The sequence below is a fragment of the Synechococcus sp. R55.3 genome, from assembly GCF_047461975.1.
GTDB lineage: Bacteria > Cyanobacteriota > Cyanobacteriia > Thermostichales > Thermostichaceae > Thermostichus.
In genome coordinates this window covers 1-10,510 of the sequence record NZ_JANSIG010000104.1, presented here as the reverse complement: position 1 = coordinate 10,510, position 10,510 = coordinate 1, and the positions used below count along the sequence as shown (strand labels likewise).

Annotated in this window: 10 protein-coding genes and 2 pseudogenes; 4 read left to right on the top strand and 8 right to left on the bottom strand. The window is 57.0% G+C overall.

The genetic code is table 11. The features are described 5' to 3' along the window. Window positions 1-146, top strand: a pseudogene (locus tag NW849_RS12880) (RNA-guided endonuclease TnpB family protein); the annotation flags it as partial. 18 nt (window positions 147-164) lie between these two features. Here the strand turns inward: NW849_RS12880 and NW849_RS12875 are convergent. From NW849_RS12875 to mgtE, 3 genes are all read right to left on the bottom strand, one after another. Beyond that, window positions 165-866, bottom strand: coding sequence for an MgtC/SapB family protein (locus NW849_RS12875; RefSeq protein WP_414358085.1), 702 nt, complete (start codon window positions 864-866; stop codon window positions 165-167). 27 nt (window positions 867-893) lie between these two features. Next, window positions 894-1,097, bottom strand: a complete 204-nt coding sequence (locus tag NW849_RS12870; RefSeq protein WP_238376758.1) for a hypothetical protein — start codon at window positions 1,095-1,097, stop codon at window positions 894-896. 207 nt (window positions 1,098-1,304) lie between these two features. Further along, window positions 1,305-2,678: a magnesium transporter gene (gene mgtE, locus NW849_RS12865; protein WP_414358082.1), complete on the bottom strand. Its 1,374-nt coding sequence runs from the start codon at window positions 2,676-2,678 to the stop codon at window positions 1,305-1,307. A gap of 913 nt (window positions 2,679-3,591) precedes the next feature. Here mgtE and wecB point away from each other — a divergent pair. Continuing rightward, window positions 3,592-4,767, top strand: coding sequence for a non-hydrolyzing UDP-N-acetylglucosamine 2-epimerase (wecB, locus tag NW849_RS12860; protein WP_414358081.1), 1,176 nt, complete (start codon window positions 3,592-3,594; stop codon window positions 4,765-4,767). Here wecB and NW849_RS12855 read toward each other — a convergent pair. The 4 genes from NW849_RS12855 to NW849_RS12840 form a co-directional block, all read right to left on the bottom strand. Further along, window positions 4,756-5,019 (bottom strand): TMEM14 family protein, encoded by a 264-nt coding sequence (locus NW849_RS12855; protein ID WP_414358080.1) that lies wholly within the window; start codon window positions 5,017-5,019, stop codon window positions 4,756-4,758. The genes wecB and NW849_RS12855 overlap by 12 nt on opposite strands. A gap of 28 nt (window positions 5,020-5,047) precedes the next feature. Then, on the bottom strand, window positions 5,048-5,254 hold the full coding sequence (locus NW849_RS12850; protein WP_414358077.1) for a hypothetical protein: 207 nt from the start codon (window positions 5,252-5,254) through the stop codon (window positions 5,048-5,050). A 323-nt stretch (window positions 5,255-5,577) separates the two neighbouring features. Next, window positions 5,578-6,384, bottom strand: coding sequence for a PPC domain-containing protein (locus NW849_RS12845; protein ID WP_414358075.1), 807 nt, complete (start codon window positions 6,382-6,384; stop codon window positions 5,578-5,580). 162 nt (window positions 6,385-6,546) lie between these two features. Then, window positions 6,547-7,839, bottom strand: a complete 1,293-nt coding sequence (locus NW849_RS12840) for an aminotransferase class I/II-fold pyridoxal phosphate-dependent enzyme (RefSeq protein ID WP_414358073.1) — start codon at window positions 7,837-7,839, stop codon at window positions 6,547-6,549. A gap of 877 nt (window positions 7,840-8,716) precedes the next feature. Here NW849_RS12840 and hpf point away from each other — a divergent pair. Both hpf and NW849_RS12830 read left to right on the top strand, forming a co-directional pair. Next, entirely contained in the window at window positions 8,717-9,289 is a 573-nt protein-coding gene (hpf, locus tag NW849_RS12835; RefSeq protein WP_414358070.1) for a ribosome hibernation-promoting factor, HPF/YfiA family, read from the top strand. Window positions 9,290-9,301: 12 nt separating this feature from the next. Beyond that, complete coding sequence (locus NW849_RS12830; RefSeq protein ID WP_414358068.1) at window positions 9,302-10,042, top strand: urease accessory protein UreF; 741 nt, start codon at window positions 9,302-9,304, stop codon at window positions 10,040-10,042. Between the two features lie 40 nt (window positions 10,043-10,082). On the opposite strand, the pseudogene NW849_RS12825 reads toward NW849_RS12830, so the two are convergent. Then, a pseudogene (locus tag NW849_RS12825) lies at window positions 10,083-10,510 on the bottom strand (zinc ribbon domain-containing protein); the annotation flags it as partial.

The following is a 10,510-nucleotide window of genomic DNA, read 5'->3' as shown; positions in this document are numbered from 1 at the left end:
GGGAAGGGGATGCGGATTTGAATGGTGCGAATGTGATTGCGCTTTTGGGGGCTGCTGTAAACCAGCCTAGAGGTTCGGGCCTGTTTTGTTCTCTGGTAGGGCAGAGCAGGCTCAGGGCTACTGAAAGCCCGCTCCGTACCGCTTAGCGGTCGGAGTCGGGTAGTTTACCCAAATTCCTGTTCGATGATCCGCCATCGGGCAGTGATCACGCCTGGCTCTAGGCTGAGGCGGCTGACGACAAGTTCTAGGGCCTGGTCGTCGCGGGCCTGGGTGACCAGCTCTGCTTCGACTTTGACCAGATCGGGCTTGTCCTCCAGGTCTTCGCTGTAGAGGGCACGCAGTTTGAGATGGGTGGGAGCTATGCCTTGCAAGAGCAAGGCGCGGATGTGGGCCTCTGCTTGGCTTTTGCAGATGAACGAACACTCATAGACCAGTTCCAGTTCTGTGCCTTTCAAAGGCTGCTGGTTGATGCGGTAGCCCAGCGGACGCAGCACAACGTTGGAGATCAACACAGCTGCGGCTCCAATGGCAGCTTGGGGAATGTACCCCGATCCGGCAAAGGCTCCCACCGCGGCTGCACACCAGATGGTGGCGGCAGTGTTCAGGCCACGGACGCTGGCTCCTTCCTTGAGAATCACGCCACCGGCCAAAAAGCCAATCCCCGATACCACTTGGGCCGCAATACGGGTCGGGCTGCTTTCATCAGGGGTGAGAACCGAGAGCATGACAAACAAAGCTGCACCCGTGGCCACCAAGGTGTTGGTGCGTAAGCCGGCCATACGCTGCCGCCACTGTCGCTCCAGGCCAATGAGGGATCCCAGGACAAAGGCAACGGCCAAACGCAAGGTGAAGTCAATCCAGGTCATGCTCCGGTTCTCGTGAAAGGATAAAGTTTAGCCATCCTCATCTGGGATCCCAAGGGCAGTGGCTTCCTGTTGCAAGGTTTGCCAGAGGGCTTCCAGTTGAGCAAAGGCGGATTCTGGGGCCAGCTTACCACCTGTTTCTAAAGCACAGGTTATGCCCACCCGATAGGCATACTGCTGCAGCCGTGACCGAAATTGAGCAGCAGCCAAGGGAGATAGAACTTTCAAGGTCATGGCACACCTCCTAAATGTTTGCTGTAACCCTTCGTTGGTCAAAGGACACCTCGTAAAAGTGCTCTGCGCCGCCGTCGCGATGGCCTTGTGGCGAGACTCTGAAAGGCTGATTTCTCAAGAAGGGCTGGATTAGCTGGATTATTCGTTCCTGGAACGCGCTTTGCCGGTGAGGTGCCCCCTGGATCTAGCGCCGGCGCAGCCCTAGAGCTACACTTCAACCCCGACTAGCCAAGCCACCAGGGTGAAATACACCCAGAGGCCGGTGAAGTCTTTAATGGTGGTGATAAAAGGATCCGCTCCCGGAGCGTGGTCAAAGCCCAGCTTTAACATCACCCAGGGCAAAATGGCGCCCAAGATAGCCCCCAAAGTGAGGACAATGGCCAGAGCCAAGCCCACCGCCAGACCCAATTGTGGGATCCCATTGGGTGCCCCCTGCCAGAAGTAGGCAATCACCCCAGCCGTGGCCCCCAGGATCACACCGATAATGCCACCAATGCTGGCTTCCCGCAGCAAATAGGGGAGAAACTGCCGCACGTTGATGTGGCCCCAAGCCAAGCCACGGGCAAAGATGGTCGTAGATTGGGTACCGACATTACCGCCCATATCCATGACCAAGGGGATGAAAATAGCCGCTGCCGTTACTGCTTGCAACACTTCCTCAAAGGTTTCGATCACTCCCCCCACCACCATGCCGCCAATCAAGGTGATGATTAAAAACGTGATGCGCAGGCGGACGGCATACCAACGGGAGCCTTTAACCAGGCGCTCGCTCCAAACCTTGTCTCGGCTGAGCAAGTTGCCCACCCCTGCTTGGGCCAGAGCGGCGTCGGTGGCTTCTTCTTCCACCAAGTTGATGACATCTTCAAAGGTGATATCTCCCACCAAGCGCCCTTCCGTATCCACCACCGGAATGGCCGGCAAGCCCGAATCCTTGAGCAAACGAGCTGCCTGGAGATCCCGGTCGGTAACCCGAGCAAAAGTATCCGATCCCTCAATCAGCTCCCGAATGGGCAAATCCGGATCTGCTTTCACGAGGCGCACGGTGCGAACCAAACCTTTGTAGAACCGCTGATCGTCCACCACAAAAATCACATCCAGCTCATCGTCTCCCAGTTGAGAGTCCCGCACGCTGGCCAGAGCAGCCCCGACGGTGATGGTATCCCGTACCGACAAGTAGCGCAGGTTCATCAGCCGACCGGCACTGCGCTCTGGATAACCCAGCAAGATATTCACTGCTTCCCGAGCTTCTGGGCTGAGGTTGGCAATGAGGCGCTTGGTTACTTTGGCCGGCAACTCCTCAAACAGACGCACCCGCTCATCCGGAGGTAAGGCTTCTACCAGCCGGATCACTTCTGGGCTTTCCATGCTGCGAATGAGATCGGCCTGCTCTTCGGGCCGCAGATACTCAAACACTGCAATGGCTTTGTCTTTTTCCAGCAAGCGGAAAGCCAAAACCCGCTGCCGAGGTGAAATCTCCATCAACTGCTGCACCAGCTCGGCAATGGGAGCGCGGTTGGCCTCTCGCTTGGCGGCTTCCAAGGAAGCAGGGGTTAGGAGATCGCGAAGAATGTTTTGCCGCATGATAAACCTCCGAACGTTGGGGTCAGCCGGGATGAAGAGAACCAGGAGGTCAACAGCCAACCGGTGCTCCGAGGCTCACAGGGAAGCCCTGAAACCCTTGGATGGCCGCGCAGCAAGCCGTAGGTCTAGCGCCAGGCCTCCAAGCCCAGCTTGGATCGCAAGCGCCCAAGCCGATAAAAGGGACTCCAAGGGATCCCCAGGCCTGCGGAAACCCCAAAACCCACAACGGGAAAGTCAAGGGGAATCCCCTCGGAATTACTCCTGATCTCCCCTTTTCTGAACAGGGCTGCACAAACCCATTGCTCAGGTAAGGCTCTGCTCAGCTCATCTGTTCGTCGCCGACTGAGAGAGCCACCCAACTCAAAAGCTAGCCGGGAAAACTCTCCCACCCCTTCGCATTGGCGAAACGGGATCCTCTCAAGCGACGACAGAAGCTGTCAGCGGGGAAAAGGAAGACACCAGTAAGAGCCCAATCTTCAAGAACGTGCTCCTCGAAGACCATACACTGGTGGCTGGCGCTACGACTACCGGAAGCGTCCATGCTGTTGAACGTTTTCCTCCAAAAAGGTTAACCGAAACAACCCGGACAGCCAGAAGAGGATCTCTTCAGCCCCCTTTAGGCTAGTTGCAGGAGTGGGATCCCGTCAACCCTTTTTCTCCAGCTCATCCGGTGAACAATCGGCGGAGCAGCTTGAGGGTAAGATCGGAGTGAGCAGCAATAGCCCCCTCGTGGTTCCTCTCGTCTCGACATTGCCCTCAGCCTGACTCAGCAGAGTCCACACCCCGGTGGCTTGCGACCTTGAGCAACCCACACCCTTCGCCACCTCTGTTTTTTCAGTAGCCTTGCCCCAATGAGCTGCGCGGAGTGGGTCAGCTCTTCCCATCTTCTACAGGCGCCGATGTCCTTGAGCTTATGGCCTCCCTTCCCCTCATTGCCGTGATCTTGGGCACACGGCCCGAAGCCATTAAGCTGGCCCCGGTGATTCAAGCCCTGCGTGCCAGTCCCCATCTGCGCACCGAGCTGATCTTGACCGGACAACATCGGGAAATGGTGGATCAGGTGATGCGGCTATTCGGTCTGCAAGCGGATCGGGATCTGGCGATCATGCGCCCCCGCCAAAGCTTGACAGACATTACCGAAGCCACCTTGCGGGGCCTGGAACTCTACTTTCAAGAGCAACATCCTCAACTGGTTTTGGTGCAGGGAGATACCACCACCGCCTTTGCGGCTGCCTTGGCAGCTTTCTACCACCGCATCCCGGTCGGGCATGTGGAAGCCGGACTGCGCACCGATGATCTCTACAATCCTTTCCCCGAAGAGGCCAATCGCCGCCTGATCTCTCAGTTGGCCAGCCTGCACTTTGCCCCTACCCCCCAAGCCGTTGACAACCTGAAGCGAAGCCACGTGGTGGGATCCATCCATTGCACCGGCAACACTGTCATCGACGCCCTACTGCAGGTGGCCTCCCAAGGGATCCCCTGCCCCATTCCCGGCCTGGACTGGCAGCGCTACCGTGTCCTGCTGGTTACCTTGCACCGACGCGAAAATTGGGGGGATCCCTTAACTGCCATCGGCAAGGCTCTGCTGCAGATTTTGGCCGAGTTTCCCGATACTGCCCTTCTCTTGCCCCTCCATCCCAACCCCTTGGTGCGGGATCCCCTGCAAGCCCTGTTGGGATCCCATGAGCGGGCCTTTCTCACCGAGCCTCTGGACTATCCCCTCTGGGTGAGTGCCATGCAGCGCTGTACCCTCATTCTCAGCGACTCCGGCGGCATTCAAGAAGAAGCCCCTGCCCTGGGCAAACCGGTGCTGGTGCTGAGGCAGACCACCGAACGTCCTGAAGCGATTGCCGCCGGCACCGCCCGCTTGGTGGGCACCCATCCCGAAGGGATCCTGAAGGCAGCCCGAGAATTGCTCACAGACCCGCAAGCTTATGCCCGCATGGCCCAAGCCCAAAACCCCTTTGGCGATGGCACCGCCGCCCGGCAGATTTGCCACATCATCGAGCGGTGGTTTAATCCGCAAAGCCGCTCTGAAAGACTACGCAACACTGGTCGCTTTAGCGGGACGGAGTCCCTACGAAGCTGAACTTTGCCCAGCATGGAGAGGAGAGAGCAAAGAGAAGAGATTTCTTCCTCTCACTCCTCCCTTCTCACTCCTCGCCCCTCGGTACTCAAAAGGCTGGTTGTGAAGGACTGCACGGCCAAGTTCAGTCAGTTCGAGACCCAGTACGTGCCCCCCGACCAGAGACTTGGAGCTTTTGCCCTTCACATAGCCGATTGCTCCGCCCACCAAAAGCAGTGCCCCGTAGACCAGCAAGGTGATTTGTGCGGTCAGCATGATGGGGAAAACCTTGTCCTCTCCGGGCTTAATCCACAAGGATATCGCGAATCAAGGGCAGGCGAATGCTGATGTAGCGGTTGAGAATCGAAGCATCGACACTGCTGAGGGCCTGTTTTTTTTGACAAGCGCTCAGAAGCAGATTCACCAAGTCATCGTCACGCTTTGTGAGCCAATCTGGCCTGCCAATCTCGCTGACCAAAGACCAAAACTGGCGTACCATTTCAGGAGTCATGGCATCCATTTTGTGGAGATAGGGGCTGAACTGCAAAAGAATGGTCTAGGCCATCGATCTGATTCTAGAAAAAAGACGTCATCCACGAGGACAATATTTCGGCTCCGTCACAACTTAGGATAAGATGTCACGCTTTCCCACAAAGCTCAGCAAGCAGTGCCCCTTCCGGCTTTGTGAGGATCTTAGGAGGGTAAACCGGCAACTCCTGACGTGTATCAACATTCATTAGGCGTTAAAAAACGATGATTCCTGTCAAAATCTCGACATCAGCACCAGAAGATCCGCAAGCCCCCTTATCCAAGCTTCCAGATAGGGAGCAGATGCTAGCGCAAGGTGTACTGTAACCCATAGGCTCCTTCCTCTCCCGGCTTATGGGTGTTGGCCCGCAGGGTGTAGGTGCCGGTGCGGGGCAGAAAGGCAATCATGAGAGCATCGGTTCCACCACCTTGGTCATCATCCCAAGCCATGACTTCTCCACTTGGATCCAGCAGTTGCAAGAAGGCATCCAAATCAGAGCTGGTCATGGAAGCGATCAGGATCTGGCCGGCGCGGGCGGCAATGGGGTATTCGTCCATCCAACTGCCATCCTCGGGGTGCTGAAGGGATCCCTCCTGCAGACGGCCCGATAGGCTTTCCTGCCAATCTACCTGGGTGAGGACATAGGTGAGCCGGTAGTTGCCGGTGGATTCCGGCTCAAAGCTGGTGGCCCGCAAGGTGTAGGTGCCTCCCTCCGGCAGACGCACCGCCAACAGGGCATTCACATCTGGGCCAGAGTCATCGTTAAAGCCGATCACCCGCCCTTGGCCGTCCACCAGCTCCAGGTAAGCATCAAAATCTTCGCTCTCTAGGGCCGCAATTAAAATCTGCCCCGGCTCAGCGGTGATGGGGATCCCATCCCAAAAGCTGCCGTACTGGCGACTGACTTCATCTCCCGCCTCCAGCGCTCCCGTCACGGTTTGGCTGCCTCTCCACAGAGCAGAACGGGTCAGCGCAGATCCCACCGGCAAGCCGCTCTCTCCCACCCGATCCAACAGCCGACAGCCGCCAGCCAACCCCAATGCCACCAGAGCCAGAGCCAAACGGGATCCCCAACGGCGAGGAGACACGCAAGAACGGTACAAGCTCAGCATCAAAAGGGATCCCTCTCTGAAGAATGGCCACTGTGGACTGATCCTACCCCCTGATTGAGGGAAAAGGTTGGCCAGAGACGACAACTTCTGCCGAACTTCATGCTGAGTTTTGAGATTGTTGGCCTGCCCCTTCCTTGCTTTTCCAGCCGAGAGCATACTGGTCTACAGGGCCTCCCAAGCTTGCAAGACGGCTTCTAGGGCCAGCCGCCCATGGTAGAGATGGGTTCCCCCCTGCAAGTAGACGGTGTAGGGATCCCGCATCGGCCCATCGGCAGACAGCTCGGCGCTGCTCCCGGCAATAAAGGTGCCTGCTGCCATCACCACCGGGTCTGCATAACCGGGCATCACCTCCGGAACTGGGGTGAGGTAGGAATCCACAGGAGAACTGTTTTGAATGGCGTGGCAAAAGGCCTGCAGCTTTTGCGGGGATCCCAATTGAATGGCCTGGATGATATCGGTGCGAGGAGCTTGAGGCAGAGGCGAGACCGGGTAGCCCAAATCAGAAAACACCTGCGCCGCCAGATGGGCGATCTTCACCGCTTCGGCCACCATCTGCGGGGCCAAGAACAGGCCTTGAAACAGAAGGCGGTTGAGATCTAGAGTTGCCCCCCCCTCCGAACCAATGCCCGGAGCCGTCAGCCGACAGGCCGCTTGCTCCACCAGCTCTGCCCGCCCGGCCACATAGCCCCCGGCGGGAACAAGGGTGCCCCCCGGATTTTTGATCAGAGATCCGGCAATCAGATCTGCGCCCACATGGGTTGGCTCCTGGGTTTCCACGAACTCGCCGTAGCAGTTGTCTACAAAGACCACAACTTCGGGGTTTTGCGCTTTGACCATTTGGATCATCTCGGCGATCTGGGCGATGGGAATGCTGGGCCGCCAATCATAGCCGCAGGAGCGCTGAATGTGAACCAACCGGGTTTGCGGTCTGAGGGCGGTTTTCAGGGCCTGCCAATCAACAGTTCCCTCCCGCAAATCCAACTGGCGGTAATCGATGCCGAACTCCCGCAGGGATCCCCGCCCGGAGCCCCGCAGGCCGATAACCTCCTCAAGGGTGTCGTAGGGGGGGCCGGTAATGCTCAGCAGCTCATCCCCCGGACGCAGCACCCCAAACAAAGCACAGGCGATGGCATGGGTACCAGACACCATCTGCAGCCGCACCACCGCTGCCTCACAGCCCATGATCTGGGCAAACACCCGATCCAAAACCTGCCGCCCCTGGTCGTCGTGGCCATACCCCGACACCCCGGCAAAGTGATGGGATCCCACCCGCTGGTCGCGAAAGGCCCGCAGCACCCGCGCCAGGTTCTCTCTGAGGGTCTTCTCCACCGCCTGAAACTGCTCCTGTAGAGCCTCTTCTGCTCTGTCTAAAAGCTCTGCCGCCTTCAACGGGATCCCTCTGCCCACACCGTCTGCCTCACCTTTCGCACACCAAGGCGATTCCGAGAGTAGCATTTTAGCCACCCCCAAAAGAGCTGGTCTTTTCCCCCCAGCTTCCCAATAAGACTGCGCCGGCAGAACGGAGTTCCAACTTCTTATGTAGCTCTCCGAATAGAAACCTTACGGCATGGAACAGCGGACAACAGGCTTGCCAAAGCCAATACCAACAGCGACAATACCCCTCAAATTGAAAGCCCCATATTGATAAAAAGCTTAATTTATGTCAATATCCCTTCATTTTTCCTATCAAGCGCCATCCAATCGAGATTCTGCTAAGCTGTGGAGTAACACCAACATACGGTAAGCGGAGAACTGGAGCATTTGGATTGCCGAGTTATGGGCAGTCCGGCGTGGGTTTGGTTTCTCAAAAGCAGGTCAGAGTTAGAGACGTTGTTTAATCAACTTAAAATCCAGCTTGGAAAGCTTTTTAGTAGGCTGGATCTGTCTATGGGTTTGATGATAGATTTGTCTTTTGGGTTAACCCATTGACCTGGGAACTTGCAACTTAAGCTCGAAAGAACTTTTCCCAAAAGCACCCAATACGGCCAACTAGGAGTCTATGTCTTGCATAACAGGGATCCCGCTTATCCGCAAAACTCCCAAGATTTGGGAAAAATCAGGAATTCAAGATCTCCTTAAACATTAAGAGAGCCTAAATTTATTCTTAACCTCTGGCAGAGATCCCAGAGAGAGATGTTAACTTAGACTTAACCCAAGAGGTTAGTGCCACTCCCAAAGCCGATCTGCTCACCCTTGATGACAGGGCTTCGTTTTTGCAAATTAAAGGGCTGAGGTCGCCCGTGAGCTGGGGTCGCTTTCGAAAGCCAGAGGGATCCCAGGTGGGGGTGAGGCGCTATCTCAGGTATAAACCGACATGACTGGGAGAGTCCTCATGACTAAGCTTGTGATCCAAGGGAAAAACGTCGAGATTACCGAGGCCATCCGCAGCTACGTTCAAGAAAAAATTGAGCGTGCTGTCAGTCATTTTGCCCAGATCACCAGTGAGGTTGATGTCAATCTATCGGTAGCCCGCAACCCCCGTATCAGTGCCAGCCAATCTGCCGAAGTGACCGTCTACGCCAATGGCACCGTGATCCGGGCGGAAGAAAGCAGCGAAAACCTCTATGCCAGCATCGACCGTGTGGCCGACAAGCTGGCCCGCAAGTTGCGCAAATACAAAGAACGGAACGGCATTCACCGCGTCCGCCACACCCCCAAAACCTCCGTGGCAGTGGCCCAGCAGCCCGTCACCGATCCGCTAAATACGGAACGGCAAGCGGAGTTACCCGCAGAGGTGGTGCGCACCAAGTACTTCGCCATGCCACCCATGACGGTTCAGGAAGCGTTGCACCAGTTGGAGCTAGTGGATCACGACTTCTACGTTTTCCGCAATATCGAAAATGGCGAGATCAACGTTATCTACGTCCGCAACCACGGTGGCTACGGCCTGATCCGCCCCCGCTAAAGCTTCGCGAAAATGCGTGGTGAATTTTCCCCCCGACTTGCTTCTCTAGGATCCAGCGGCGCTTTCTATCTGTTGCTACAGCTCACCGATTCTGCCCTGCCGATTGGGGCCTATTCCCACTCCTGGGGCTTGGAAGCTGCCGTTCAAGCGGGGCAACTTCGCGATCGGGCCAGGGTGCAGCAATATCTGCTGGGGGTTTTACACATGGGCCTAGCCCCCACCGAGGGCAGAGCCTGTGCCTTGGCCCATCGTCTGTCCCGATTGGGAGCCGAGTCAGGAGTGGAGAAACTGCAGCAGCAACTGCAAGCAACCCGTTGGGCGGCAGAACCGCGCCAAGCCAGCTTGGATTTGGGCAAACGCCTAGCTCAACTGGCAGAACGCACCTGGGGAATCTCCGTCCCCAAAGCAGAGGGAGAGCCACTGCATCATTCCTTGGTGTTCGGCTGGATCTGCGCTCAGGCGGGCATTGGGCTGGAAGATACCCTGCGTGCCTTCTTGTTCTCCTCCCTCACCGGGTTGGTCTCGGCGGCAGTGCGCTTGGTGCCTTTGGGGCATACCGAGGGGCAAAGCCTGCTGGCCCAATTGTATGAGCCGATCGAGGCAGTGGTGCATCAGGAGATTCTGCCGGTCATGAAGCGAGCCGAAAGGCCAAACCTCTCCCTCGGCTGGCCGCCCCTAAGCAGCTTCACCCCTCTACAAGAACGGGATTGTCAAGCCCACCAACACCTCTATTCCCGCCTTTTTCAATCGTAAACTACCCACACTCATGCTGATGCAAAGCGCTCCGCGCCGCTCAAGCGAAAGAGTGCGGGCTTTCAGTAGCCCTGAGCTTGTTTCGCTCGGCAGAACAAAACAAGCCCGTTCGCGAAGCGAGCCGTAGGCTTAACCTCCAGGCTGGTTTACGGCAGCCCCCAAGAGCGCAATTACGTTTGCACCATTCAAGTCCGCATCCCCTTCCCATCCACAGTGCCCACACTTAAACTGCTTCCCACTGCGATTTTGCTACGCAACGCTGACGCGACAGGATTGCGCAGGGTCGGGATGGATGTGCAAACACCGGTGGCAGGTCTGCGACGTGTAGGCAGGCGGAACAAGAATCAGAGAAACCCCTGCAACTCTCGCCTTGTATTCCAGAAATTGACGTAGTTGGTAGAACGCCCAACTGTTGGCCCTGCGCCGCTCGGCTTTGCTGCGGGGTTGTTGGTTGATACGCTCCCGTAT